The sequence below is a fragment of the Nonomuraea sp. NPDC050547 genome, from assembly GCF_044457345.1.
Classification (GTDB): Bacteria; Actinomycetota; Actinomycetes; order Streptosporangiales; family Streptosporangiaceae; genus Nonomuraea.
Window position 1 is genome coordinate 403,265 of record NZ_JBITGW010000001.1, and the last position, 25,824, is coordinate 429,088.

Genomic DNA, 25,824 nt, shown 5'->3' on the forward strand with positions numbered 1-25,824 from the left:
GGGCAGCCCGCACCCCCCATGTCAGCGGGACAGACTCCACAACCGCACCCAGCGGCAGCGCAGCCGCAGGTCGACCACGCCCGAGGAGGGCCCCGACCATGACCCAACTCCAGACAAAACCCCCAACCGGAGCGCTGGACCGGTTCTTCGACCTGTCGGGCAGGGGGAGCACCGTCGGCAGGGAGGTGCGCGGCGGCATCACCACGTTCGTGGCCGTCGCCTACATCATCCTGCTCATCCCGATCATCCTCAGCGGCGCCAAGGACGTCACCGGAGCCCAGCTCACCATCCCGCAGCTGACCACCGCCGTCGCGCTGTCGGCCGCGCTCACCACCATCCTGATGGGCCTGGTGGGGAACGCCCCGTTCGCGCTGGCCTCCGGGCTCGGCGTGGCGCCGGTGGTGGCCTTCCAGGCGGCGCCGTTCATGACCTGGGACCAGGCCATGGGCCTGGTGGTGCTCGAAGGCGTCGTGATCGTCGTCTTCGCCCTCACCGGCATCAGGCAGCTCATCATGGACGCCATCCCCACCGGCCTGAAACACGCCATCGGGGTCGGCATCGGCATGTTCATCGCGCTCATCGGCCTCGTGGACGCCGGATTCGTCGGCAGGGGCGAGGGCACGCCCATCACCCTCGGCGCCGGCGGCCACCTGCAGGGCTGGCCCGTGGTCGTCTTCTGCGCCGGGCTGCTGCTCATGCTCGGCCTGTACGTGCGCCGCGTGCCCGGAGCCATCCTCATCAGCATCGTCGCCGCGACCGCGCTGGCCATCGTCGTCAACGCCGCCGTCGACGGGCTTAAGTGGGGCGTCGTCACCCCGGCCATGCCCAAGGACGTCTTCGCCACCCCCGACTTCGGGCTGCTCGGCTCCGTCGACCTGTTCGGCGGCTTCGGCCAGGCCGGAATCCTGACCGCCACCGTGGTGCTGTTCACGCTGGTGCTGTCGGGCTTCTTCGACGCGATGGGCACCATCATCGGCGTCGGCGAGGAGGCCGGGCTGTCCGACGACAAGGGGCAGATCAAGGGCATCGGCAAGATCCTCACCATCGACGGCTTCGGCGCCATCATCGGCGGCGCCACCGGGGCCTCGGCCAACACGGTCGTCGTGGAGTCGGCGGCGGGAGTCGGGGAGGGCGCTCGCACCGGCCTCGCCAGCCTCGTCACCGGCGGGTTGTTCGCGGGCGCGATGTTCCTGACCCCGCTGGCCGCCGTCGTGCCCGCCCAGGCGGCGGCGCCCGCGCTCGTGCTGGTGGGGGCGCTCATGATGACCGCCGCCCGCAAGATCTCCTGGGACGATCTGGAGCTGGCCGTTCCGGCCTTCCTCACGATCTCCCTGATGCCGTTCACCTACTCGATCACCAACGGGGTCGGGGCGGGGATCGTCGCGTACACCGTGATCAAGGCGGCGCGCGGCAGGTTCTCCGAGATCCACTGGCTGTTGTGGCTGATCACCGCCATTTTCGTGGCCTATTTCGGGATCTCGTTCATCGAGGGCCTGTTCGGCTAGGCCCCTTCCGCCCGGGGGAGCGCCCGCGGGCGTTCCCCCGCCTACAGCTCAGGGAGACACCATGCGTGATCTCGTCGACGACCTCCTGGCCTGGACCGGGGAGGGCCGGAGGTTCGCGGTCGCCTCCGTCGTCGGGGTCGGCGGCAGCGCGCCCCGCGAGCCGGGAGCCGCGCTGGCCGTGGCAGAAGACGGCACCGCCGTCGGCAGCGTCTCCGGCGGCTGCGTGGAAGGCGCGGTGTACGAGCTGTGCCTGCGCTCCCTCGAAGAGAACCGGCCCCTGCTGCGGACGTTCGGCTACAGCGACGACGACGCGTTCGCGGTCGGGCTGACCTGCGGCGGCGTCATCGAGATCCTCGTATGGCCGAACACCGCCGAGCCCGCCTTCCGCACCTACCTGGAGGCGCTGGCCGCCGATGAGCCGGTCGCCCTGGCCCGGATCCTGCCCCCGGCCAGTGGCGACCCCTTCTCCTTGACGGTTGAGGCGGATGGGCGAGTCACCGGCGCCTCCGGCGACCAGGTCGTCGGCCGCCTCGTGGCGGCGGAGGCGGCGGCCATGCTGGACACCGGCCTGACCGGCGTCAGGGAGGTGGGCTGTGACGGCCTGCGGATGTTCGCAGAGACCTACGCGCCCCCGCCCCGGCTGCTGGTCTTCGGCGCCGTCGACTTCGCCGCCGCCCTCACCCGCGCCGGTGGCTTCCTCGGCTACCACGTGACCGTCTGCGACGCCCGCCCGGTCTTCGCCACCCCCAAGCGCTTCCCCGACGCCCACGAGGTGGTCGTCGACTGGCCGCACCGCTACCTGGAGCGCACCCCCGTGGACGCCCGCACCGCCATCGCCGTCCTGACCCACGACCCGAAGTTCGACATCCCCCTGCTGGAACGGGCCCTGCGCACCGAAGCCGGTTACGTGGGCGCGATGGGCTCGCGCCGTACCCACGAGGAGAGGTCGCGCCGTCTGCGCGAGGCGGGCCTGTCCGAGGCCGAACTGTCGCGCCTGCGCTCCCCGATCGGCCTCGACCTCGGCGCCCGCACCCCGGAGGAGGTCGCCGTCTCCATCGCCGCCGAGCTCGTGGCCACCCGGCGCGGCGGCACCTGCCGCCCCCTGACCACCACCTCCGGCCCCGTCCACGCCCTCACCCGCTAGGCGCGCCTGCGCTCCCGATAGGCGCGCACCTTCGCGATGCTTCCGCACCCCCGCGAATCCGAACCTCCCGGGCTCATCACGCACCAGCGGCGGCTGCCGTTGCGGCTGTGGTCGTAGAAGACCCACGAGCAGTCGGGACAGGCCTTGAGCCGCGCCCACTGCCCGGCCCGCACCGCCTCCGCCACCACCGCCAGAACCCGGCCCGCCGCCGTGCCGTCCTCGGGGGTCAGCACGAGCGGCGGGCTCCCGGGGTCGGACGAGAGCCCGGCCCGCAGCGGGTGCCGCTCCAGCCATGACGCCAGTACGGCCGGCCGCTCGACCCCCAGAGCCGCCCGCAACGCCGCCCTGAGCTCCGACATCTCACCGAGGTCGGCCGGATCGGCCAGTGTGCCGGGCAGGCTGTCCTCGGCCACCCGCGTGTCGTTGGGCACCCACCACGTGTTGAGGAACGACCGCACCTGCTCCAACGCTCCCGGCGCCACGCTCTCCGTCATGTAACCAGTTTACTCGATAGCCGGTAACTGTTACCGTCTATAAGTATGACCGGTAAACAGTATCTGGCCGTACTGCGTTCGCCGGGGGTCGGGGTCTGGTTCGCCGTCCTGGTCTGCCAGCGGTTCCCGGTGGCCGCCGCGCCGCTCGCGCTGGTCTTCCTCGGGCACGCCGCCACCGGCTCCTACGCCGTCGGCGCCCTCCTGGGCGGCGGCCACGCGCTCGCCGAGGCGGTCGCGGCAGGCCCTCTGGGCAGGCGTTTCGACCGCCGCCCCGCCCGCTCCGAGATCGCCCTGGTCCTGGGTGTGGAGGCCGCGGCCTTCGCCCTGCTTACCCTGCTCGCCACCGCCTCCCCCCGCGCGGAGTGGTGGACGCCCGCGGGAATGCTCGCCCTGGCCGGGCTCGGCGGCGCGATCTCCGCGGGCGCCCACGGCGGCCTGCGCGCCCTCCTGGTACGGCTGGCGCCACCCGAGCGACGCGTGCCCGCGCTCAGCCTCGAATCGGTGGCCGGCACGACCGTCTGGACCGTCGCCCCCGCGGTGGTGGCGCTCCTGGCCGTCGTGGACGCCCGCCTCCCGATCCTGCTCATGGCCGCCGTGGCGGCGGCGGGAGCGCTGGCCGGACGCCGCCTCCTCGACCCGCCCAGGACCGCCACCGCCCACCGCGCCCGCCTGTGGCGCACCAGCTGGCCCGCGATGGCGTACGACGGGGCGATGATGTTCGCCTTCGGCGCCGTCAGCCTGGCGCTGCCGGTCCTCCTGGCCGCGCACGACGCCGACGCCGCCCTGGCCGGCCCGGTCCTGACCGCGTACACCCTGGCCGGAATCGGCGGCGGCCTCCTGTACGGCGCCCGCGCCTGGCCGGGCACCCCGCCGGCGCAGGCGGCGCTGCTGTCGGCGGGCATCGGTCTCGCGCTGGGCGCGGCCACGCTGGTCCCGGTGCTCGGCCTGGTCGTGGCCCTGTTCGCGGTCGCCGGCCTCCTGCAGACGCCCGCCCTGACCGCCCGCGCGGTGTCGCTGCAGGACCGGCTGCCGGAGTCGCAGTGGGCCGTGGGCTTCTCCGGCATGTACGCCGCCGGAGGGCTCGGCTACGGCGCCGCCGGGATGACCGTGGCCTGGCTCGTGGAGCGCGTCGGCGCCCAGCCCGCCATCGGCCTGTGCGTGGCCCTGAGCACCCTGGTCGCCCTGGGCTCCTCCGTGGCCGAACGCCGCCGGGTCACCACGGACGCGGCGATGGCATAAGGCGTCTCACGCCAGGTTGCCGTGCAGGCGGATCCTGGCCAGGCCGCCGTCCGGGTAGATGTCGGCCCGCACGTGGGTGACGGGCCGGGCCTCCCCGACCCGGAAGCGGTGCGGGGTGTCGGGCTGCAGGCCGGTCCGGGGGAGCAGGTCGAACCAGTCGCCCTCGCCGTCCCTGCCCCGCAGCCTGATCGCGCCCGGCGCGTTGAACAGCAGGTTCGTCGTGTCGATCTCGGCCAGCCCGATGACGCCCCGCCCGGCCAGGCGCACCTCGATCCAGTCGTTGCCCTCGTCGCGCCGCCGCGCGGTCTCCCAGCCCTCCGCCTGGTGCCTGGCCAGACCGGGGGCGATGGCGTTGTGGGGCGCGGAGTAGAACTCGTTCGAGCACCCGGTCACCACCGCGCCGTTGGCCAGCGCGGCCAGGTCGAGGCTCAGCCCGTCATACAGCGACAGGTCAGGGCGTACCTCGCCGTGCACGCGCAGCCGGGCGATCCCCCCGTCGGGGTACATGTTCAGCCGCACATGGGTGTAGCGGCGCTCGTCGCGCACCTCGAAGTGATGCTCGGCATCGCCCTTGAGGTCGGCGCGCGGCACGATCTCCACCCATCCGGCCGTCGCCAGCTCCTCCGGAGACGGGGTCCCGGTCACCTCGCACGCCTCCACCGAGGCGTGCGGCGGGAAGTTCCCCTTGAACCACGCCGTGTCGATCACCACGCCGCGCACCGTGCCGGGCAGCCCCAGCCGGATGATCGCCCAGTCGTGACCGGGCGTGCGGCGGCGGCGGGTCTCCCAGCCGTCGTACACCTGTCCCTTGTTGCCGAACGTCTCCGCCTGGAAGGCCGGTCTGCCCGGCCGGACGAGCGCCTCCTTCTCGGCGAACGACTCGTCGCTCGCGGCGATGACGGCGCCGCCGTACCCGCGCAGGGCGAGGTCGGGAAGTCTGGTGAAGGCGGGCATTCAGTGTGCTCCCAACTGCAGAAAGGTTCCGAACGGCCCCGCCGTCACGTCGACGCGCCGACCGCGGAGCCAGGTGGTGCGGACGACGCCCCGCAGGGCGCGCCCGTGGTAGGGGGTGACGGGGTTCTTGTGGTGAAGGGCGAGGGCGTCGACCCGGTGACCGGCCTCGGGGTCGAAGGCGACCAGGTCGGCGTCGTACCCGGGGCGGATGGCGCCCTTGCCGGGGACGCGGGCCAGCCGGGCGGGATTCTCCGCCATCCAGCGGGTGAGGTCGGCCAGGCCGTACCCGCGGCGCGATCCTTCGGTCCAGACGGCGCTCAGCCCGAGCTGCAGCGAGGCGATGCCGCCCCACGCGGCGGCGAAGTCGGGCACCTTCAGGTCCGCCGGCGACGGCGAGTGGTCGGAGACGACGCAGGTCAGCACGCCGTCGGCGAGTCCCTGCCAGAGCAGGTCGCGATTGGCGGCCGAGCGGATGGGCGGGCAGCACTTGAACGCGGTCGCGCCCTCGGGCACCTGCTCGGCGGCGATGGTCAGGTAGTGCGGGCAGGTCTCGGCGGTGATCGGCAGGCCCTCGTCCCGGGCGGCGCGCAGCGGCTCCAGGCAGCCGGCGCTGGAGACGTGCAGGATGTGCGTGCGCGCGCCGGTCTCCCGGGTGAGCCTGATCACCTGCTCGACGGCGCTGCGCTCGGCCGAGCCGGGGCGCGAGTCGAGGAACTCGGGGTAGCTCGGGCCGGCCGGGTCGGCCAGCAGCGCGGGGTCCTCGGCGTGCACGATCATCAGGCCGTCGAACGCGGCGATCTCGGCCAGCGCGAGGCGTACCTCGTCGAGCGACAGCGGCGGGAACTCCTCCACGCCCGACGGCGACACGAAGCACTTGAAGCCGAACACGCCCAGCTCGTGCAGCGGCCGCAGCTCCTTGACGTTGCCGGGCACCGCCCCGCCCCAGAACCCGACGTCCACGAAGCACTGCCCGGCGGCGGCGGCCCGCTTGGCGGCGAGCGCGGCGGGCGTCACGGTCGGCGGCAGCGAGTTGAGCGGCATGTCCACGATCGTGGTGACGCCGCCCGCCGCGGCAGCGCGCGTCGCCGAGGCGAACCCCTCCCAGTGGGTGCGGCCCGGCTCGTTGACGTGCACATGGGTGTCGACCAGGCCGGGCAGCAGGGCCACCTCGCCGAGGTCGAGCTCGGTGGCCGCGGGCGTGCTCGCCTCGTGCGGGCGCACCGCCGCGATCTTCCCCTCCCGTACGGCCACCGCCGCCGCGCGGACCCCCTCCGGGGTCACCACGCGCCGCGACCGGATCACCAGGTCGTCCATCTCACCTCCAGTCGGCGGCGATGCGCGCCGCCAGCCGTTCGAGCAGTGGGCCGGCTTCGGCCATGCAGCGGTCCAGGTCGGGCTCGATGTCGCTGAGCGCGTAGGCGGCGCGGATCCCGGCGGCGCTGAGCTGCTCGTCGGTGAGCGTGCGCCGCCCGCAGACGGCCACGACCGGCACGCCCGCCCTGGCCGCGGCCCTGGCGACGCCCACGGGAGCCTTGCCGCGCAGCGACTGCTCGTCGAGCGAGCCCTCGCCGGTGACGACGAGGCGGGCGCCGCGCACGTGCTCGCCGAAGCCGAGCAGGTCGAGCAGGTATTCGATGCCCGGCTGGATCTCGGCCCTCAGGAAGGCGAGGGCGGCGAACCCGACCCCGCCCGCCGCGCCCGCGCCGGGCGCGCCCGCGACGCCCATCGGCCGGGGCGTGCCGTCGTGCTCCACCGCGCCGACCAGGCCATGCGTGGCGGCGGCGCGGGCGGCCAGCCGCGACAGCCCGGCCTCCAGCACCTGGACGTCCTCGGGCGAGGCGCCCTTCTGCGGCCCGTAGACGGCGGCGGCGCCGTGCGGGCCGAGCAGCGGGTTGTCGACATCGCTGGCGACCACCACCTCGACCCCAGAAAGCTCGATAAAAGCGGACATATCGATCTTCGCCAGGTTCCGCAACGCCGCCCCGCCCTCCGGCAGCTCCGCACCCGCCTCGTCCAGGAACCGGGCGCCCAGCGCACGCGCCATCCCGGCGCCGCCGTCGGTGCAGGCGCTGCCGCCGATGCCCAGCACGACGCGCGTGGCGCCCCGCTTGACCGCGTCCGCGATCAGCTCGCCGGTGCCGTAGCTGGTGGCGCCGAGCGCGTCCGGCGCGCCGGGCAGCCTGCGCAGCCCGGACGCCTCGGCCATCTCGACGACGGCGACCGGCGCCCGCCAGGCGTACGCGGCCTCGACGGGCTCGCCGGTGGGACCGGTGACGGTCAGGGGCACGCGCTCGAAACCGCAGGCCACGGCGGCATCGACGGTTCCGTCGCCGCCGTCGGCCACGGGCAGCTCGACCGTCGCGACACCCAGGCCGGCGCTGACCCGGGAGGCCACCTCGGCCGCCGTGAGCGACCCCTTGAACTTGTCGGGGGCAACAAGCACGTGCTCCACCACTACGAACTCCTCGCGAGCTGTTACAGAATGGCCGGACGCGCCTTCCTGCCCGGTGCGAGCGGGCAGGAAGGCGTGCCTATCATCACACCTGCTCCGGAAGGGGTTCGAACTCCCTCACCGCGTCGATGGACGACAGGCTGTGCGGGGTGTTGGCCTCACGCTCGATCATGATCTCGACCAGCACGGGCCGCGAGGTCCGCTCGGCCTCCTTCGTGGCCCATTCCAGCGAGGAACGGATCTGGGCCGGGTCGAAGACGCGCGTGCCGGCGCAGCCGTACGCCTCCATGATCTTGACGTTGTCCGAGCCGAACGCGTCGTAGTGGATGTTCACCTCGTAGTTCATGTCGTAGCCGATCGAGGCCTGCCGGATCAGACCCAGGTACTCGTTGTTGAGCATCACCAGCACGAACGGCACGTTGTACTGCGCCGCCACCGCCAGCTCCTCGACCAGGAACTGGAAGCCGTAGTCGCCCACGACTCCCACGACGGTGGCCTCCGGCCTGGCCTTCTTCACGCCGATGGCCGCCGGGATCTCCCAGCCGAGCGGCCCGGCCTGCCCGCACACCTGGTAGCGGCGCGGCTTGCCGGCCTTCTGGTGCTGGCCGCCCCAGATCTGGTAGAGGCCGATCGCGGTGACGAAGTAGGTCTCGTCGTCGAAGTACTCGTTGATCTCCTTGTAGACGCGCGGAGCCTTGATCGGCACCTCGTCGAAGTCCTCGCGGCGGGTGAGCGTGCGCTTGAGCTCCCGCACCCGCTCCACCCACGCCCCCGGGGTACGGCTCACGCCGCGCTCGCGCGCCAGCGCGGTGACCGCCCGCAAAAACAGCCGCGTGTCGGAAACGACGCCCAGGTCGGGGCCGAAGACCCGGCCGATCTGGGTCGGCTCGATGTCCACGTGGATGAACTTCCGCGACCCCCGGTAGACGTCGAGGGTGCCGGTGTGCCGGTCGCCGAAGCGGGCGCCGAGCGCCAGCACCAGGTCCGATTCCAGGAAGGAGGCGTTGCCGTACCGCTGGGAGGTCTGGATGCCGGTCATGCCGCAGTACAGCGGGTGGTCCTCGTCGATGGAGCCCTTGCCCATGAGCGTGGCCTGCACCGGGATCTGCAGCAGCTCGGCCAGCTCGGCCAGTTCCGGCGAGGCGTCGGCGAGGATGACGCCGCCGCCGGCCAGGATGATGGGCCGCTCGGCGGCCAGCAGCATGTCCAGGGCGCGCTCGACCCGCGGCGGGTGCGGGTGCGCCCGGGTGACGGGCAGCGGGGCGTCGATGGCCGGGTCGTACTCGATCTCCTGCTTGGCGATGTCCACCGGGATGTCGATCAGGACCGGCCCCGGACGGCCCGATCGCGCGATGCGGAAGGCCTCGCGGAAGATCCAGGGTGCCTGCGCGGCCTCCTTGATCTGCACGGCCCACTTGGTGACGGGCTTGGCGATCTCCACGATGTCGACCGCCTGGAACGCCTCCTGGTGCAGCTTGGCCGAGGCGGCCTGGCCGGTGACGCAGATCATCGGGATCGAGTCGGCGATCGCGGTGTACAGACCGGTGATCATGTTGGTGCCCGCCGGGCCCGAGGTGCCGATCGCGAGGCCGACCCGGCCGTTGGTGCGCGCCCACCCGTCGGCCATGTGGGTGGCGCCCTCCTCGTGCCTGACGATGAGGTGCTCGATGCCGCCGAGCCGTTCCATGGCCTTGTACAGGGGCAGGATGGCCGCGCCCGGGCAGCCGAAGGCGACGTCGACGCCCTCCGACCGCAGGACGTGGACGACTGCCTCCATCGCCGGCATCTTCATCGGCTGAGCCCTTCGACGACCTTGAGCAGGGCGGAGTGGTCGAGGCCGCCGTGGCCCTGCGCCCGCGCGGCGGCGATGAGCTGCGCGGTCAGCGCGCCCATCGGGACGGCCACCCCGGCGCCGCGGGCGGCGTCGAGGATGATGCCCATGTCCTTGTGGTGCAGGTCGACGCGGAAGCCCGGCCGGAAGTCGCGGGCCAGCATCGAGACGCGCTTGAGCTCCAGGATGCGGCTGCCGGCCAGGCCGCCGGCGAGCACGTCCAGGCCCGCGGCGGCGTCCACGCCCGCGGCCTCCATCAGCACGATCGCCTCGGCGACGAGCGCGTAGGTGCCGCCGACGACGAGCTGGTTGGCGGCCTTCACGTACTGGCCGGCCCCCGGGCCGCCGACCAGCTTGTACGTCGTGCCGACGGCCTCGAAGACCGGCCTCGCGGCCTCGAAGTCGTCCGCCGAGCCGCCCACCATGATCGACAGGACCGCGTCGGCCGCGCCCTTCTCCCCGCCGGAGACCGGGGCGTCGAGGCTGCGCTTCCACCGCTGGGCGACCTTCTGCGAGGTCCGCGGGGTGATGGTGGAGAAGTCGATGTACAGGGCGTCCGGCCGGGCGTTCGCCGCGATCTCCGGGAAGACGGCCTCGACCTGCGGGTCGGCGGGCAGCATCGTGATCACCACGTCCGCCCCGCTCACCGCCTCGGCCACGCCGCCCGCGAGGGCGCCCCCGAACTCCACGGGGTTGAGGTCGTAGCCCGTCACCTCGTGTCCGGCCTTGACCAGATGCCCGGCCATGGGCCTGCCCATGATCCCGAGCCCGATGAAACCGATCTTCACTAGCTGAACTCCTTGATCCAGTCGAAGTCGAGGCCGGGGTCCTTGTACTCCAGCCCCACCCAGCCGTCGTAGCCGTCCAGGAGGTTCCTGAGCGGGATCTCCCCGGTCCCCGGACGGCCCCGGCCCGGCGCGTCGGCGATCTGGACGTGGCCGACCAGCGGATGTGCGAGAGCCGCGGTCAGGTCCTCGCCCATGCGGGCCAGGTGGTACAGATCGCACAGGAAGCGCACGTTCGGCTCCCCGACGTTCTCGATCACGTCGATCGCGCCCTTCACCGACACCAGCGGGTAGGACGGTGACTCGTAGCTGTTGAGCGCCTCGACCAGCACCACCGCGCCGATCGCCGCCGCCTTGCGCGCGGCCAGCGCCAGGTTCTCCAGCGCCAGCGCGTCCTGCTGCCGCTCCTGGCCGGTGACGCGGTTGCCGTACAGGGCGTTGAGCGCCGTGCAGCCCAGCCGCTGCGCGATGCCGACCGCGACGTCGAGGTTGTCGCGCAGCCGCGCCCGGTCGGCGGGCCGCGAGAACAGCCCGCGCCCGCCCTCGGCGATGTCGTCGGCGAAGTTCAGCCCGACCAGCCGCACCCCCGCGTCCTCGACCGCGGCGACGAACGCGTCCACCTCATGGTCATCCGGTACGGCGGCCGCGAACGGCCACCAGAACTCCACCCCCTCGAACCCGGCGGCCTTGGCCGCGGCCGGCCTCTCCAGCAGGGGGAGGCCGGTGAACAGGATGGAGCAGTTGACGTCGAACCTCACGCTCTCTCCTTGTAGGTCGTCCAGGAACCGAAGTCGGTGATGTCGGCCAGCTCGGCGTGCGAGGTGTTCGGCCGGCGCAGCAGCATGGCCAGCGCCGACCTGCCGTCGGCCAGCTCGATCACCCCCAGCTCCAGCTCCGGCGGCTCGGCCGGGAGGACCTGGTCACGCAGCCGGTCCAGGTCCAGGTCGTACAGTTCGCCGTCGATCTCGGCGCCGCCGTGCGAGACCGGGTACAGCGCGGGGCAGCGGCCGCCGACGGAGTAGAAGCGGTACTTGGCCGCCGTCCGGGTCTCGGCCACGAGTGGCGCGTCGCCGAGCAGATGGTGCAGCGGTCCGCCCCGCATGGCGCCGCCGTTCAGGAACATCAGGGTCATGCAGGCTCCTTCGCCGGGGACGGGGCCCGTAGGTCTGCCCGGTGGCGGGCAGCGCGGTGCCTGAGTGCCGTTTCAGTACACCCAGCGGCCTCGTGGCCGGTCTAGCCGCCAGACGTCCGAAGCCGGCGCGTGCCGTACGCGATCAGCTTGTGCGTTGTGCCAAGCCCATGCGGCTGAGGAGCGCGTTGTGTGCGATGGTGGCCTCGGCGAAAGGACGGAGGCACTCGTGGAGCGGATCACGGCGCTGCAGCGGCGCGCCCGCCTGGGCGCACGGCATGCGCTGGCGCGCAAGGCGGCCGGCGTCGAGCAGGTCGTGGAGTCGGTCGTGGCACTCCACGCGACCGACCCCGCGACCGTGTTCCTGTCGGCGGGCGCCCGCCTCGCCCTGCCCACGGTTTCGGCCGTGGAGAAGGCCCTCTACGCCGACCGGACCCTCGTGCGGATGACCGGCATGCGGCGCACCGTCTTCGTCGTGCCCGAGGCGCTCGTACCCGTCGTGCACCACTCCTCGACCGTGGCCATCGCCGCCAGGGAGCGCAGGGTGCTGGTCAAGCACTTCGCCGAGGGCGGGCCGTACGACGAGGAGTGGATCGCCGCCGCGGAGGCCGCGGTGGTCACGGCCCTGGGCGAGCTCGGCGAGGCCGCCGCCACCGAACTCGGCGCCGTCGTGCCCGAACTGCGCCGGCAGATCGTGTACGCCCCCGGCACCCGTCAAGAGACCCGCCAGGGAGTGGCCACGCGCCTGCTGACGTTGATGGCCATGGACGGCACGGTGGTGCGCCGCGGCCGCCCGGCGGGCACGTGGATCAGCGGCCAGCACAGGTGGGCTCTGGGCGGCCCGATGCCCGGCCTGCCGGTGGAGGAGGCCCAGTCCGCGCTCGTGGAGCGGTGGCTGCGGGCCTTCGGCCCGGGGACCGAGGCCGACATCAAGTGGTGGACCGGCTGGACGCTGGGCGACACCCGCCGCGCGCTGAAGGCGCTGGACGCGGTGCGGGTCGAACTGGACGAGGGCACCGGCTACGTCCTCCCCGGCGATCTGGCGTCCCCGTCACCCGAGCCGTGGGCGGCGCTGCTCCCCGCGCTGGACCCGACCCCGATGGGCTGGCAGGGACGCGACTGGTACCTCCCCCAGGAGCACCGCGCCGACCTGTTCGACCGCAGCGGCAACGTGGGCCCGACCGTGTGGTGGAACGGCCAGGTGGTGGGCGGCTGGGCGACCCGGGCGGACGGCGAGATCGTCTGGCGCCTGCTGTCCGACGTGGGCTCCGAGGCCCGCTCCGCCATCGAGTCGGAGGCGGCGGGCCTGGCCACCTGGCTGGACGGCGCCAAGGTGACTCCCCGCTTCCGCACCCCCTTGGAACGCGCCCTGACCGCCTGACTTATCGGCACTTAGCACCGGTGGGCCTACAAAGATCCTCGACCTCGGCCTGAGGGACACCCCTCAGGCCGCCGGACGTGGAAAGGACCCACTGTGGGGAAACGTGTGACCGCGGGACTGGCCGGTGCCGCTCTCGCGCTAGGTCTGGCCCAGCCCGCCACCGCCGGGGCCGACGCCCGCACGGGTGACGTACGGCGGGCCATCGCCGAACTGGCCGACGCCGACGGGGTGCTGGGGGCGATCGGAGAGCTCTACGTGGACGGCAGGCGCGTCGGCCGGAGCAGCGCCGGGTCGCGGCTGCTCGGCGGGAAGGGCGGGAAGATCCCGACCGACGCCCGCTACCGGATCGGCTCCCAGACCAAGGGGATGACCGCCACCGTGATCCTTCAGCTCGTCAAGGAGGGCAGGCTCGGCCTGGACGACAAGGTCGCCGACGTGCTGCCGGTCGTGGCCGAGAAGGACCTGGTCGAACGGGCCGGCGAGATCACCGTGCGGCAGCTGATCAGGCACACCTCCGGCATACCGGAGTGGTTCAGGCCGGAGCTCGTCGACGTCTTCGACTTCACCACCTACCACCGCCCGGCCGACCTGCTCAAGCTCTCGCGGGCGCAGCCGCGTACCGGCGAGCCGGGGGAGAAGTTCTCCTACTCCAGCGCCAACTACACGCTGCTCACCATGATCATCGAGCGGATCGCGGGCAGGAGCCTGGCGGCCGAGTTCGAGCGGCGGTTGTTCCGGCCACTGGGGATGAGCGACACCTACCTGCCGATCCGGCCGCCGCAGGCCATCAAGGGCCCGCGCGGCCACGGCTACGCGCCCGGCCCCGACGGCAGGCTCCACGACATGGACCGCCTGAACGCCAGCTGGGGACACGGCGCCGGCGGCGTCATCTCCACGGCCCGCGACCTGAGCACCTACCGGCGGGCCTTCCTCCAGGGCAGGCTCCTGCCGGCCGACCTCCAGCGGGTGATCACCGACCCGCCCGAGGGCGCGCCTCCGATGCCGTCACCGCCGTGCGGCGGGCAGATCGTGCAGACCAACGGCGGCGCCCCCGGCTTCACCTCGGCGACCATCAGCACCCGCGACGGGCGCAAGCACTTCGCGATCTCCACCACGCTGGACGCCGAGCAGAGCCTGAACGTGGTCAGGGCCATCTCCAAGGCCGCGGAGTCGGTCCTCTGCCCGGACCAACCGGACGGCCCGGCGAGCCCGCGGAGCGCGGGGCGGCAGGGGTAGCGGGGGAGCGGTCAGCGTGGGGCGAGGACGGCGATCTCGCCCCGCGCGACCGGCAGCCGCTTCACCCGCAGAGCACCCTCACCCGGCCGCCAGTCCACCACCATCGACGCGTAGTCCGACTCGGCCGGATACACCTTGTCCGTCATCACGTAGTCCCCCGTCAGCACCAGCCGCCCGTCCGGGGTCCACGCCATGGACGCGGTCTTGATCGAGGCGGGCACCGGCATCGACGGCAGCCGGGTCCACCGGAGCGTTTCGACATCCAGCACCCACACGTCCAGATACTGCCGGGGCCCGGGAAACGCCGGATCCACGAACCGGACGGCCAGCAGCCGCCCGTCCGGGCCGGGCACCGCCTCCGCGGCACGCCCCTCGGTGGCCGGAGACCGCACCGGGGTGACCCGCCGGGTAGCCGGATCCAGCAACGCCGGCGACTCGCGCCCGCCGGCCCCGAGAGAGCTCACCAGCGCCAACGCCTGATCTCGCGTGGTCCCCAGCACCTGCCACCCGGGCTCACCCCGGGACACGCTCAACGGCCGCCCGCCGTCACGAGAGAGCACGGCCATGGTCCCGTCGTTCCGGTTGGCCAGCAGCCCGAGCACGGAGTCGGCGAAGGGCACCTCGTCACAGCCGACCGGAAAGCCGGGTCGCGAAGCCGTACCGGCGAAGGAATACTCGCGCAGCTCGCACCGAGACCCGGCCGGCCGCGTCACCCACACCCCGCGCCCGTCGCGCGAGGCGAACGCCCACACCCCGTCCGCCAGCGCCCGTGCCCGCGCGCCGTCGAGCACATAGACCCGCCCGGGATCGCGCCGCCCGGGCCTGACCGCGGCCACCGCGGTCCGCCCCGCCACGAACCCCCAGTACTCCCTGCCGGGCGGCAGCCCCTCGACGGCCGTCCGCCGCCCGGAGTCCACCTCCAGCAGGTACGCCCGCGCCCCGGTCACCAGCAACCGCAACCCGCCGCCGGTCAGCGGCCCGCCGGACAGCGGCGCCATGGGCCGATCGCCCCGGGGGAAGGCGGTGGGAGAAGGCGCGGCCGTACCCGATGACGTGCACCCGGCCACGACCACCACAGCGGCCGGCACCCCAGCGACTCTCATGAACCTCATACCGCGCCAGACGGCGAAAGGTTCACCGCCAGAGGTACACCAACGCTCCCGGCGGACGCTCGCTGTTCGGCGTGGGCCGCTGGAAGCGCACCACGTCCCCGCCCATCAGGCTGCGCACCCTGACCTTGAACCCCTGCGCCGACAACTCGCTCCTGGCGTCGTTGACGGTCTTGCCGATCACCTGCGGCACGATCCGGAACTCGGCGTCGTCACGCGCCTCGTCGTCATCACCGCGGAACCAGTCGAAGAAGTCGCGGCAGCGCGAGATCGTGAGCTGCGCGGGCGTGCCCTTGTCCACCTCGGACTTGGCCTTGGGGCTCTGCGCGATGACCGTGCACGGCTCGGCGTCGTCGTCGACCTCGTTGACCTGCACCCCGAGCCCGCGCTCGCCCAGGTAGGCGGCGGCCTCGTCCTTGGGCATGCCGCCGACGTCCGGCATGATCAGCCCGGCGCTGACGAACAGCCCGATCTTCGAGCCCTCCTTGACCTGCTCGCCCACGTCGGGCGAGGAGCGGATGACGGTGCTGCGGGGCACCTGGAGGTTCTCGATCCGCCGCACGTTGCCGACCTGCAGCCCCGCCGCGGCCAGCGCCGCGCGCGCGTCGGCCTCCGACATGCCCTGGGTCTTGGGTACGGCCACGCGCTTCGGCCCCAGCGACGGCACGATCGTCAGCGTCGAGCCCTCCGCCAGTTCCGACCCGGCGACGGGGTCGGTGCTGAGCACGAGCCCCTTGCCGTACTTCTCGTCGTGGCGGCCCTCGGCGGGCTTGACCACGAAGCCCATCCCCTGGGCGTTCTTGATGGCGACGTCGACGTTCTCCCCGATCAGGATGGGCACCTTGACGTAGCGGGTCTGCGCGAAGTACGCGCCGGTCATCGCGATCGCGGCGACCATCACGGTGGCCAGCCCGATGAGGAACCAGCTGGGCCTGAACCCCTTGCCACCGCCGCGCGACCCGCGCGGCGGCGCGGGCGGGGCGGTGTGGAGGTCGGCGCGCGGCTGGATGAGCGTGTGGCTGGGCGGCGGCACATGCTGCGGGCCCGACATGCGGGCGTGCGCCCCGCTGTGGGGCGGGGCGTGCGGCGGGGTGCTCTGCCTCGGCAGCATCCGGTGGGCGTCGACGGCCGCGACCAGCATCGCGGTGGCGTCGGCCGGACGGTCCTGCGGATCGCGGGCGGTGGCGTGGGTGACGAGCGTGTCGATGAGCGGCGGCGTCTCATGCACCAGCGACGACGGCGGCGGCACGCTGTCGTGCACGTGCCGGTAGGCCACCGACATGGGCGTCTCGCCGTCGTAGGGCTGCTGCCCGGTGACCAGCTCGAACAGCATGATCCCCGCGGCGTAGACGTCGCTGCGCACGTCGGCGCCGCCGGTCGTCACCTGCTCGGGCGACATGTAGCCGATCGTGCCGATCATCACGCCGGTGCGGGTCTGGTTCGTGGCCTCGATGGCGCGGGCCAGGCCGAAGTCGACGACCTTGACCCGGCCGTCGTCGGTCAGCAGGACGTTCTCCGGCTTGACGTCGCGGTGGACCATCCCGCTCTGGTGGGCGGCGCCGAGCGCGGCCAGCACCGGGATCATGATCTCCAGGGCCTCGCGGGCGGGCAGCCTGACCCGCTCGCGCAGGATGTCGCGCAGCGTCTTGCCCGGCACGTACTCCATCGACAGGTAGACGACGTCGCCGTCGGTGCCCTGGTCGAAGACGTGCACGACGTTGGGATGGGAGAGGCTGGCCACGGACTTGGCCTCGCCGATGAACCGGCGCACGAACGCGGGGTCCTCGGCCAGCGAGCGGTGCATGACCTTCAGCGCTACCGTGCGGTCGAGCCTGACGTCGAGCGCCAGGTAGACGGTCGCCATCCCGCCCCGGGCGATCCGGGACTCGATGCGATAGCGCCCGTCGAGCAGTCGCCCGACGAGAGGGTCCGCGGTCGTCGTGTCCACGTGGCCGAGTTTACGGTCGTTTTGCCACTGGAGGGGCCTGACCATCCGAAACCGATGCCATTACGTGGCACTCCGTCGTCACTAAGGGTGCATGGGCGAGGACGCTTCAGCATAGCGGCGGCGGGGGATGCGCCCGGCCTGGCGCGCCAACCGGCCCGCCTGGACGGCCTGCCTCATCGCCGCGGCCATGAGCTCGGGCCGCTGCGCCCTGGTCACGGCGGTGGCCAGGAGCACCGCGTCGCAGCCCAGCTCCATGGCGAGCGCGGCGTCGCTGGCGGTGCCGATCCCGGCGTCGAGGATGACCGGCACGGAGGCGGCCTCGACGATGAGCTCGATGTTGTGCGGGTTGCGGATGCCGAGCCCCGAGCCGATGGGCGCGCCGAGCGGCATGACCGCCGCGCATCCGGCCTGCTCCAGGCGGCGGGCCAGCGCGGGGTCGTCGCCGATGTAGGGCAGCACCACGAACCCGTCGGCCACCAGCCGCTCCGCCGCGTCGAACGTCTCGATCGGGTCGGGCAGCAGCGTGCGCTCGTCGGCGATGACCTCGAGCTTGACCCAGTTGGTGCCGAGCGCCTCGCGGGCCAGCCGGGCGGTCAGCACGGCCTCGCCCGCGGTGAAGCATCCCGCGGTGTTGGGCAGCACCTTGATGCCGCGCTCGCGCAGCACGTCGAGCACGGATCCGGGCGCGGACGGGTCGAGCCGCCGCATCGCCACCGTGGTCAGCTCGGTGCCCGAGGCGGCCAGCGCCTGGTCGAGCACGTCCAGCGAGGGGGCGCCGCCGGTGCCCATGATGAGGCGGGAGGCGAACTTCTCCCCGCCGATGATCAGCTCATCCACCCTGCACCGCCGTCAGCACCTCGACCCGGTCGCGGTCGGCCAGCGCCGTGGTCTCCCACGAACTGCGCGTGACCACCTCGTCGTTCACGGCCACCGCGACCCCCTTGGTGGCTTCCGTCAGCGTCCGTACGGCCTGCGCCACCGTCGTCCCGCGGGGCACCTCATGTGAGGCCCCGTTGATCGTCACATTCATGAAATATCCCCCTTCGGGATGAAAATTCGGGAAGCCAGGTTTGGGGAGGCGAGCTTCGGGAGGCGGGTAGTTGGTCGGCCGGTATGGGGCGGCAGGGCTGTTCAGGGTGCGAACCGGGCGGGCGAGCACAACGACGACAGCTCGCGCTCCTCGCCCATGAGGACGGCGGCCGTGAGCGGAGCCAGCAGCACCCCGCCCCGGTGATGCCCGCTGGCCAGAAGCAGCCCCCGCTCACCGCCCGGCCCGACGAGCGGCAGGTTGTCCGGCGTGCCGGGCCGCAGCCCCGCCACCACCTCCGCCAGCTCCAGCTCGGTCACCCCGGGCACCAGCTCGCGGGCGTCGCGCAGCAGCTCGTACACCCCGCCCGCGGTCACCCGGGTGTCGAAGCCCAGCTCCTCCTGCGTGGCTCCCACGACCAGCTCGCCGTCGCCGCGCGGCACCAGGTAGACGGGCAGGCCGTGCACCGTGCCCCGCACGCACCTGCCCAGGAGTGGCTCCGGCGAGCGCAGGCGAAGAATCTGCCCCTTCACCGGCCGCACCGGCACCGGGGCCAGCGACCCGCTCCACGCTCCCGCCGCCAGCACCACCCGCTCGGCGCGCAGCTCCTCCCGGAACGGGCCGCCGTGTTCCTCCCGGTAAGGCTCGCCGCGCTCCTGCCGGTAAGGGCCGCCACCGGCCTCCCGGTGCGCCCCGTCACCGGTGTCACCCGGGCTCAGCCGTACCCCCTGGACGCCCTCATCGCCGCGCAGCAGCTCGCGCACCCGCGCCCGCACGATCGGGACCCCGAGGCGCTCCAAGGCGGCCAGCAGCGCGCCGGCGACCCTGCGCGGGTCCACCCAGGCGTCGTCGGGCGCCAGGAGGCCGCCGCGCACGGACGGCGCGAGCATGGGCTCCAGGCGGCGGCACTCGCGCCCGCTGAGTCGTTCGACCCGCAGCCCCAGCTTCTCCATGAAGCCCGCCGTCTCCTCCAGGACGGCCAGGTCGTCGGCGCCGAAGGCCACGTCGAGCGTGCCGTCGGCGCGGTAGTCGAGCGCCCCGGCGGCGAGGCCCGCGTCGGCGGTCAGCTCGGCGGCGAAGCCGGGCCAGCGCGCCAGGGAGGCCGCGCCCAGGCGCAGCAACGGCTCCTCGGTGAACGTGACCTCGCTCACCGGCGCGAGCATCCCCGCGGCGGCGTGGGTGGCGCCCGAGGCGGGCGCGGGGTCGACGACGGTGACGGGCCGTCCTGAGCGGGCAAGGCGCCAGGCCACGCTGAGCCCGACGACGCCGCCGCCCACGATCACGTGCATGTCCGCTCCCTACGCCGGCATGATCCGGATCAGGTGTCTTGCGGTCGAAGGCCCGATGAAGCCTTCCTCTCAGTCCGGTTAAGGCCGGACTCCCGCGCGTCTTACGGTCCCAGCCTACGGCCTCGGCAGGCACTCTCACGATTGACCCCGGTATGGTCGGAACCGTGGATCACGTGGTGGTGGTGGGAGCCGGCCTGGCCGGAGTACGCAGTGTCGAATCGCTGCGCGGGCGCGGGTTCGAAGGAAGGATCACTCTCCTCGGCGAGGAGAGGCACCGGCCCTACGACCGTCCACCCCTGTCGAAGGCGGTGCTGCTGGGCACGAGCGACGACAGCTTCGTCGACACCGACCTGGCCGCCCTGCGGGCCGACTTCCGGCCGGGCGTGGCCGCGAAGAGCCTGCGTGAGGGCGTGGTCGAGACCACCGAGGGCGACCTGCCCTACGACGGCCTGGTGATCGCGACGGGCTCCGAGCCGATCCGGCTGCCGGGCGAGGGCCCCCAGCTGGTCCTGCGTACGCTCGACGACGCCCACGTGCTGCGGGCCGCCCTGGTGCCCGGCGCGCGGGTGGCCGTGGTGGGCGCGGGCTGGATCGGCGCCGAGGTGGCGACCGCGGCGCGCAAGGCGGGCTGCGTGGTCACCGTGATCGAGGCGGCGGGAACGCCGCTGTCGCACGCGATCGGCGAGATGGGCGCGCGCACGCTGCCCTGGTACGAGGGCGTCGACCTGCGGCTCGGCACGATGGTCAGCGAGGTCGTCGAAGGCGGTGTGGAGCTGGTCGGCGGCGAGTTCGTGCCCGCCCATGTGGTGGTGTCCGGCATCGGCGCCCGCCCGGTGCTCGAATGGCTCGCCGACGCCGACATCGACCTGCACAACGGCGTCGTCACCGACGAGCACCTGCGTACCTCCCTGCCCGGCGTGGTGGCCGTCGGCGACTGCGCCAACTGGTGGTCGCGCCGGTTCCAGACCCGGATGCGGGTCGAGCACTGGGACACCGCGCTCAACTCTCCCGACGTCGCCGCCGCCACGCTGCTGGGCGAGAAGGCGGTCTACGACCCGGTGCCGTACTTCTGGTCGGAGCAGTTCGGTCACATGCTGCAGTACGCCGGATACCACCCGGCGGGCGGCCGGGTCGTGTACCGCGAGGGGCAGAAGTGGTCGGCGGTGTGGCTGACCTCAGAAGATCGGATCACCGCCGTGCTGGCCGCCGATCGGCCCCGCGACCTCGTCCAGGGCCGCCGTCTCATCGAGGCTGGCGCCCGTCTTGATGTGGAACGCCTGGTAGATCCGGATGTGACCCTACGAGATTGTGTTGTTTGAGCAAGCACTCCATGTGGTAGTTGTGGTTTCGTGACGCTTTCTGTTGCACAGATCGACCGGGAGACCGACCAGCTCGTCAGCGAGTGGCTCACTCTCCCCGAAGTGGCCGCGCGCCTGGATCTCACGATCGGGCGGGCCAAGCAGCTCCTCAAAGACCACAAGCTCCTCGGCGTACGGCGAGGCAGCGGCGGGCCCCAGGTGCCCGCGGTCTTCCTCGACGGAAAGGAAGTGATGAAGGGCCTGCCAGGCACGCTCACCGTGCTGCAGGACGCCGGCTACGACGAGGCCGAAGCCCTGCGCTGGCTCTTCACCCCAGATGACTCACTGCCAGGATCGCCCGTTGACGCGATCAAGGCCGGTAGACACACAGAGGTCAAGCGGCGTGCCCAAGCCCTCGGTTTCTGAGGCCCGCCTCTACCTCTGCACCGACGGGCGGCGAGGGCGCGGCGACCTGGCCGACTTCCTCGACGCCGTGCTGGCCAACGGCGTGGACATCGTCCAGTTGCGGGAGAAGGGACTCGAGGCGCGCGAAGAGCTCGCGCTGCTCGAGGTCTTCCGCGACGCCTGCGACCGGCACGGCAAACTGCTCGCCGTCAACGACCGGGCCGACATCGCCTACGCGGCCCGACCAGACGTGCTCCACCTGGGGCAGGACGACCTTCCCGTGACGGTCGCGCGAGAGATCCTCGGCGACGACATCGTCATCGGACGGTCCACCCACTCCGCCGCGGAGGCTTCCGCCGCCGCGGTGGAGCCGGGCGTCGACTACTACTGCTGCGGCCCGATCTGGCCGACGCCGACCAAGCCCGGACGCCACGCGCCCGGACCCGCGCTGCTGAGGCACGCGGCGGCGCTCGGCACGGACCGGCCGTGGTTCGGCATCGGCGGCATCGACCTGGACAACCTCGACGAGGTGCTCTCCTACGGGGTGCGCCGCGCCGTGGTCGTCCGTGCCATCACCGAGGCGCCCGACCCGGGCGCCGCGGCGGCCGAGTTCGCCAAGCGGCTGTCCGCCGCCTGATGCGGTAGGTGTTCGGGGCCGTGCGTCGGTCAGACGTACGGCTTCGCCCTTCTGCCGGAGTGCCTGGAGCGGGCGATCAGGAAGGTCAGGACTTGCGGGACGTGGCGGCGACGGCCAGGCCGTCCAGCGCCGCCCGCGCCTCCTCCGTGATCGGCGCCCTGGCCAGCGCCGCGAGCGCCTCGTCCAGGTAGGACGCGATCAGGTCCTCGCACTCCTGCAGCGCCCCGGTGTCGGCGATGATGCCGCGCAGCGTCGCCACCCCCTGCTCGTCCAGCGCCGGATCACCCAGCAGGCGGCGCACGATCTGGGCGTCGTCGGAAGAGGCGGCCGCCAGCGTCTTGGCCACCAGCATCGTCCGCTTGCCCTCGCGCAGGTCGTCCCCGGCCGGCTTGCCCGTCTGCGCGGGGTCGCCGAACACGCCCAGGATGTCGTCGCGCAGCTGGAAGGCGATGCCGACGCGCCGGCCGTACTCCACGCAGAGCTCGTCGATCCACGGCTGCGCGCTGCGGGCCGCGAGCACGAGCCCGAGCCGCAACGGCTGCTCCACCGAGTACTTGCCGCTCTTGTACAGCGCCACGCGCAGCGCCGAGTCGAAGGAGTTCTCGCCGTGGGCCTGCTCCAGCAGGTCCAGGTACTGGCCGCACATCAGCTCGGTGCGCATGTGGTCGTGCAACGGCTGCGCGGCCGCCAGCGACTCCGGCGGCAGCGAGCTGGTGCGCCACATCTCGCCCGACCAGATGAGCAGCAGGTTGCCCAGCAGGATCGCGGCGCCCTCGCCGAACTGCTCGGCCGCGCCGTGCCAGCCGGCCTTCTCGTGCAGCGCCTGGAAACGGCGGTGCGCCGACGGCATGCCGCGGCGCAGATCGCTCTTGTCCATGACGTCGTCGTGGACCAGCGCGCTGGCCTGCAGCAGCTCCAGTGAGGCCGCCGCGGCGAAGATGCCGGGCCCGTCCTCGCCGCCCGCGCCGCGCCAGCCCCAGTAGCAGAACGCCGGGCGCAGCCGCTTGCCCCCCGACAGCAGGTCGTTCGCCGCCGCCAGCAGCGGCTCCAGGTCGGGGTCGCCGAGGGCAGGCTCCTGCCGGCCGACGAACTGCCTGAGCGAACGGTCCACCTGCTGGCGCAGGGCGTCAGTGGTCATGCTCATGAGACTAACGGGCGGTGGACCAGGCTTCGATCTCCGCTCGATCCGCGGGCGGTAACCTTGGTGCATGGCGCTTGGTCGACCCTCCATCCTGCCCGATCGTGTTCCCACCGTGCGCGAGCTGCTCGCCTCCGGTGGACGGTCGTTCTCCTTCGAATTCTTCCCGCCGAAGACCGACGAAGGCGAGCGGCAGCTGTGGCGAGCCATCCGCGAGCTGGAGTCGCTCCGTCCCACCTTCGTCTCCGTGACGTACGGCGCGGGCGGCACCACCCGCGACCGCACCGTCGACATCGTCGAACGCGTCGCCCACGAGACCACGCTCACCCCGGTGGCGCACTTCACCGCCGTCAACCACTCCATCCGCGAACTGCGCCACCTGGTGGGCCGCTTCGCCGACGCCGGGGTGCGCAACATCCTGGCCGTGCGCGGCGACCCTCCCGGCGACCCGGGCGCCGAGTGGGTCCAGCACCCGGAAGGCGTCCTCTACGCCGAGGAACTGGTCCGGCTGATCCGCCAGGCCGGAGACTTCTGCGTGGGCGTGGCCGCCTTCCCCTACAAGCACCCCCGCTCGCCGTCGATCGAGTCCGACACCGACTACTTCGTGCAGAAGTGCCGCGCGGGCGCCGACTACGCGATCACCCAGATGTTCTTCCAGGCCGAGGACTACCTGCGGCTGCGTGACCGGGTGGCGGCCAAGGGCTGCGCCACCCCGATCATCCCGTGCATCATGCCCGTCACCCAGATGAGCACGATCGCCCGCTCCGAGCAGTTGTCCGGGGCGCCGTTCCCGCCGGACGTGGCCGCGCGTTTCGAGGCCGTGGCCGACGACCCCGCGGCGGTGCGGCGGCTGGGCATCGACCACGGCGCCGAGCTGTGCCAGCGGCTGCTCGACGAGGGCGCGCCGGGCATCCACTTCATCACGTTCAACCGCTCCAGCGCCTCCGCCGAGGTCTTCCAGCGGCTCAACCACTCGGCGGTGGCGGTCTGACCTGAGGCCCGCCGTACCCGCTCAAAAGCCGCACAGCGTGCGGATGTCGCGGCAGGCGCCCACCACGCGGTCCACGTCCTGGTCGGACAGGGCCGCGTGCAGGGCCAGGCGCACCAGGCCGCGCTCGTGCGAGCCGGAGGGCGGGAAGCAGACCGAGGCGTAGACTCCGCGCTGTTCCAGCAGGTCGCGGGCGAGCAGGACGTCGGTCCTGCTGCGCGCGCCCAGCGCGAGGATGTGGGCGTGGCCGGGCTCGGGGGCGTAGCCGAGCGTGGTGATCTCCTGGCGCAGCCGGCGGGTGATCTCGCGCAGCCGGGTACGCCGCCAGTCCTCCTCGCGCACCAGCGCCAGCGCCGCGGCCAGCCCGGCGACGTCGTGCGGTTGCAGCGGCGAGCTGAACACCGCGGGAAAGGCCTCCGCCCGGAAATACGGCACGAACTCCGGACGGTCGCAGACGATCAGCCCCGCCCGCCCCGGTATCGCCTTGGCCAGGCTGGCCGTCCTGAAGTCGGCGCCCACCCGCGCGGCCAGCCCCTCGCCGTGCGGCCCGTGCGTGCCGAGCGCGTGCGACTCGTCCACCACCAGCAGGCTCTCGTACTCCCGCGCCGTCGCGGCCATCTCCGCCAGCGGGCAGACCGCGCCGTCGACGCCGTAGACCGCGTCCACGGCGATCACACCCGAGCCGTGCCTGCGCAGACGGCCGCGCAGGTGGTCGGGATCGTTGTGGCGGAACCACACCACCGGCGCGCGGGCGGCGTGCGCGCCCTCCCGAAGCGAGTGGTGCGCGCGTTCGTCCAGGTAGACGGTCAGGTGCGGGTCGGCGATCAGCTGCATCAGCCCCGTGTTCGCCGCCCACCCCGACGGGCACAGCACCGCCGCCGACGCGCCGAGGAAGGCCGCGAACTCCGCCTCCAGACGATCCTGCTTCTCCGGTACGGCTGCCGCCTCCATCGCCCGCGCCATCGCCGAGACGATGCGCGGATGCCGGGCGATCGCCAGGCAGTCGCTGCCGGTCAGGATGATCGCGTCGGGGTCCGGCGGCCGGCTGGCGAGCATGAGCGGCCCGGCCCAGGTGCCCGAGATCCGCGCCAGGTGGAAGGCGTTGAGCCGCGCGTCGAGGCGGTCCGGGGCGCTGGGCATGGCAACCCCTTCATGGAGTCAACAAACGGTTACGCTCTGCGATCGAAGGGATGCCCGGAGTGCCGGCGGTCAAACGCCGCCGCGGGTCAAGAAAGGGGGAGGGGGCGGCCGACGATCGCGTACTCCTCGTAGCCGCCGGGGAAGACGAAGTGCGTCAGCAGGTCGGTGAAGCCGAGCGCGGCGTACAGGTGGCGGGCGGCCGTCGGGCGGTCGTGCGTGGACAGGACGCCGGAACGCTCCTTCCTGCCCGCGCACAACGTGTTGATCATCGCCCGGCCGATGCCCTTGCCCTGGAAGTCCGGGTGCACGTGAATCTCGGCCAGCTCGAACGCGTCGCCCAGCCAGGCGTCGGCGGCCTCGCCGCCCGACTTCTCGGCCAGGGCCCGGGTGACCACGTCGTGCCACCACTGGCCGATCGCGCCGTGGAAACCGTAGGCGAAGCCGACCACCCGATGCTCGTCCGCCGCCTCACCGGCCGGGCCGAGGTCCACGGCGCCCGCGCGGACGGCGGGCACGTGCCGGAGTTCGGCGAAATAGCACTGGAACAGCGGGTACGTGCTGTGGTTGTGCATGATGCTCTTGCGACCGGTGACCTGCTCCACCGGCGGGCGCATGGCGGCGGTGTAGACGTCGATCACGGTGTCCAGCCGCTCGGCGAACTCCGCCGGCCCCGCGCCGCGAAACTCGATCACCCG

General features: G+C 72.8%; 25 protein-coding genes and 1 riboswitch. Of the genes, 9 read left to right on the forward strand and 16 right to left on the reverse strand.

Annotated features, from left to right (window positions below):
• Nucleotides 1-98 precede the first annotated feature (98 nt).
• Both ACIBHY_RS01875 and ACIBHY_RS01880 read left to right on the forward strand, forming a co-directional pair.
• Complete coding sequence (locus ACIBHY_RS01875; RefSeq protein ID WP_397305644.1) at nt 99-1,505, forward strand: NCS2 family permease; 1,407 nt, start codon at nt 99-101, stop codon at nt 1,503-1,505.
• Between the two features lie 61 nt (nt 1,506-1,566).
• On the forward strand, nt 1,567-2,649 hold the full coding sequence (locus ACIBHY_RS01880; protein WP_397305645.1) for an XdhC family protein: 1,083 nt from the start codon (nt 1,567-1,569) through the stop codon (nt 2,647-2,649).
• Here ACIBHY_RS01880 and ACIBHY_RS01885 read toward each other — a convergent pair.
• Entirely contained in the window at nt 2,646-3,143 is a 498-nt protein-coding gene (locus tag ACIBHY_RS01885) for a CGNR zinc finger domain-containing protein (RefSeq protein WP_397305646.1), read from the reverse strand. The two genes, ACIBHY_RS01880 and ACIBHY_RS01885, sit on opposite strands and share 4 nt — an antisense overlap.
• Nucleotides 3,144-3,188: 45 nt before the next feature.
• On the opposite strand from ACIBHY_RS01885, the gene ACIBHY_RS01890 reads away from it, so the two are divergent.
• Entirely contained in the window at nt 3,189-4,382 is a 1,194-nt protein-coding gene (locus tag ACIBHY_RS01890; protein ID WP_397305648.1) for an MFS transporter, read from the forward strand.
• Nucleotides 4,383-4,388: 6 nt separating this feature from the next.
• Here ACIBHY_RS01890 and alc read toward each other — a convergent pair whose 3' ends face one another.
• From alc to ACIBHY_RS01925, 7 genes are all read right to left on the reverse strand, one after another.
• Entirely contained in the window at nt 4,389-5,336 is a 948-nt protein-coding gene (alc, locus tag ACIBHY_RS01895) for an allantoicase (protein ID WP_397245929.1), read from the reverse strand.
• Nucleotides 5,337-6,650: an allantoinase AllB gene (gene allB / locus ACIBHY_RS01900; RefSeq protein ID WP_397305649.1), complete on the reverse strand. Its 1,314-nt coding sequence runs from the start codon at nt 6,648-6,650 to the stop codon at nt 5,337-5,339.
• A 1-nt stretch (nt 6,651) separates the two neighbouring features.
• Entirely contained in the window at nt 6,652-7,788 is a 1,137-nt protein-coding gene (locus tag ACIBHY_RS01905) for a glycerate kinase (protein ID WP_397305949.1), read from the reverse strand.
• Between the two features lie 85 nt (nt 7,789-7,873).
• Nucleotides 7,874-9,574: a glyoxylate carboligase gene (gene gcl, locus ACIBHY_RS01910; RefSeq protein ID WP_397305950.1), complete on the reverse strand. Its 1,701-nt coding sequence runs from the start codon at nt 9,572-9,574 to the stop codon at nt 7,874-7,876.
• Between the two features lie 2 nt (nt 9,575-9,576).
• Nucleotides 9,577-10,377, reverse strand: coding sequence for an NAD(P)-dependent oxidoreductase (locus ACIBHY_RS01915; RefSeq protein ID WP_397246773.1), 801 nt, complete (start codon nt 10,375-10,377; stop codon nt 9,577-9,579).
• Nucleotides 10,378-10,406: 29 nt separating this feature from the next.
• Nucleotides 10,407-11,162 (reverse strand): hydroxypyruvate isomerase family protein, encoded by a 756-nt coding sequence (locus ACIBHY_RS01920; RefSeq protein ID WP_397245935.1) that lies wholly within the window; start codon nt 11,160-11,162, stop codon nt 10,407-10,409.
• Nucleotides 11,159-11,536, reverse strand: a complete 378-nt coding sequence (locus ACIBHY_RS01925; RefSeq protein ID WP_184960572.1) for a gamma-glutamylcyclotransferase — start codon at nt 11,534-11,536, stop codon at nt 11,159-11,161. The genes ACIBHY_RS01920 and ACIBHY_RS01925 overlap by 4 nt, the downstream gene beginning before the upstream one ends.
• A gap of 226 nt (nt 11,537-11,762) precedes the next feature.
• Here ACIBHY_RS01925 and ACIBHY_RS01930 point away from each other — a divergent pair, with 226 nt between their 5' ends.
• On the forward strand, nt 11,763-12,914 hold the full coding sequence (locus ACIBHY_RS01930) for a winged helix DNA-binding domain-containing protein (protein WP_397305650.1): 1,152 nt from the start codon (nt 11,763-11,765) through the stop codon (nt 12,912-12,914).
• Between the two features lie 93 nt (nt 12,915-13,007).
• A complete protein-coding gene (locus ACIBHY_RS01935; RefSeq protein WP_397305651.1) occupies nt 13,008-14,150 on the forward strand; it encodes a serine hydrolase domain-containing protein in 1,143 nt (380 codons plus the stop codon).
• A gap of 11 nt (nt 14,151-14,161) precedes the next feature.
• Here the strand turns inward: ACIBHY_RS01935 and ACIBHY_RS01940 are convergent, their stop codons facing one another.
• The 5 genes from ACIBHY_RS01940 to thiO form a co-directional block, all read right to left on the reverse strand.
• A complete protein-coding gene (locus ACIBHY_RS01940) occupies nt 14,162-15,253 on the reverse strand; it encodes a hypothetical protein (RefSeq protein WP_397305652.1) in 1,092 nt (363 codons plus the stop codon).
• A gap of 31 nt (nt 15,254-15,284) precedes the next feature.
• The gene (pknB, locus tag ACIBHY_RS01945; protein ID WP_397245943.1) at nt 15,285-17,207 is read right to left on the reverse strand and encodes a Stk1 family PASTA domain-containing Ser/Thr kinase; all 1,923 of its coding nucleotides are present in this window, start codon (nt 17,205-17,207) and stop codon (nt 15,285-15,287) included.
• 81 nt (nt 17,208-17,288) lie between these two features.
• Complete coding sequence (locus tag ACIBHY_RS01950; protein ID WP_397245945.1) at nt 17,289-18,044, reverse strand: thiazole synthase; 756 nt, start codon at nt 18,042-18,044, stop codon at nt 17,289-17,291.
• Complete coding sequence (gene thiS, locus ACIBHY_RS01955) at nt 18,037-18,237, reverse strand: sulfur carrier protein ThiS (RefSeq protein WP_397305653.1); 201 nt, start codon at nt 18,235-18,237, stop codon at nt 18,037-18,039. The genes ACIBHY_RS01950 and thiS overlap by 8 nt, the downstream gene beginning before the upstream one ends.
• A 101-nt stretch (nt 18,238-18,338) precedes the next feature.
• Nucleotides 18,339-19,523, reverse strand: coding sequence for a glycine oxidase ThiO (gene thiO / locus ACIBHY_RS01960; RefSeq protein ID WP_397305654.1), 1,185 nt, complete (start codon nt 19,521-19,523; stop codon nt 18,339-18,341).
• Nucleotides 19,513-19,629: riboswitch (TPP riboswitch) on the reverse strand. It overlaps the preceding gene by 11 nt.
• Before the next feature lie 58 nt (nt 19,630-19,687).
• Between thiO and ACIBHY_RS01965 the strand changes: the two genes are divergently transcribed.
• Genes ACIBHY_RS01965 through thiE form a run of 3 tightly spaced genes read left to right on the forward strand, consistent with a single transcriptional unit; the run spans nt 19,688 to nt 21,863 of the window.
• Nucleotides 19,688-20,842 carry an NAD(P)/FAD-dependent oxidoreductase gene (locus tag ACIBHY_RS01965; protein WP_397245951.1) on the forward strand — a complete coding sequence of 385 codons (1,155 nt, stop codon included), beginning with the start codon at nt 19,688-19,690 and terminating at the stop codon, nt 20,840-20,842.
• 30 nt (nt 20,843-20,872) lie between these two features.
• The gene (locus tag ACIBHY_RS01970; RefSeq protein WP_379621476.1) at nt 20,873-21,247 is read left to right on the forward strand and encodes an Rv2175c family DNA-binding protein; all 375 of its coding nucleotides are present in this window, start codon (nt 20,873-20,875) and stop codon (nt 21,245-21,247) included.
• Complete coding sequence (gene thiE / locus ACIBHY_RS01975) at nt 21,225-21,863, forward strand: thiamine phosphate synthase (protein ID WP_397245953.1); 639 nt, start codon at nt 21,225-21,227, stop codon at nt 21,861-21,863. The genes ACIBHY_RS01970 and thiE overlap by 23 nt, the downstream gene beginning before the upstream one ends.
• Before the next feature lie 85 nt (nt 21,864-21,948).
• Here thiE and ACIBHY_RS01980 read toward each other — a convergent pair whose 3' ends face one another.
• Nucleotides 21,949-23,001 carry a polyprenyl synthetase family protein gene (locus ACIBHY_RS01980; RefSeq protein ID WP_397245954.1) on the reverse strand — a complete coding sequence of 351 codons (1,053 nt, stop codon included), beginning with the start codon at nt 22,999-23,001 and terminating at the stop codon, nt 21,949-21,951.
• A 70-nt stretch (nt 23,002-23,071) separates the two neighbouring features.
• On the opposite strand from ACIBHY_RS01980, the gene metF reads away from it, so the two are divergent.
• On the forward strand, nt 23,072-23,992 hold the full coding sequence (metF, locus tag ACIBHY_RS01985) for a methylenetetrahydrofolate reductase [NAD(P)H] (RefSeq protein WP_397245956.1): 921 nt from the start codon (nt 23,072-23,074) through the stop codon (nt 23,990-23,992).
• 21 nt (nt 23,993-24,013) lie between these two features.
• On the opposite strand, the gene ACIBHY_RS01990 is transcribed toward metF, so the two are convergent.
• Together ACIBHY_RS01990 and ACIBHY_RS01995 are read right to left on the reverse strand one after the other, a co-directional pair.
• Nucleotides 24,014-25,129, reverse strand: a complete 1,116-nt coding sequence (locus tag ACIBHY_RS01990; RefSeq protein WP_397305655.1) for an aminotransferase class I/II-fold pyridoxal phosphate-dependent enzyme — start codon at nt 25,127-25,129, stop codon at nt 24,014-24,016.
• A gap of 86 nt (nt 25,130-25,215) precedes the next feature.
• A complete protein-coding gene (locus ACIBHY_RS01995) occupies nt 25,216-25,821 on the reverse strand; it encodes a GNAT family N-acetyltransferase (RefSeq protein ID WP_397305656.1) in 606 nt (201 codons plus the stop codon).
• Between the last annotated feature and the right edge of the window lie 3 nt (nt 25,822-25,824).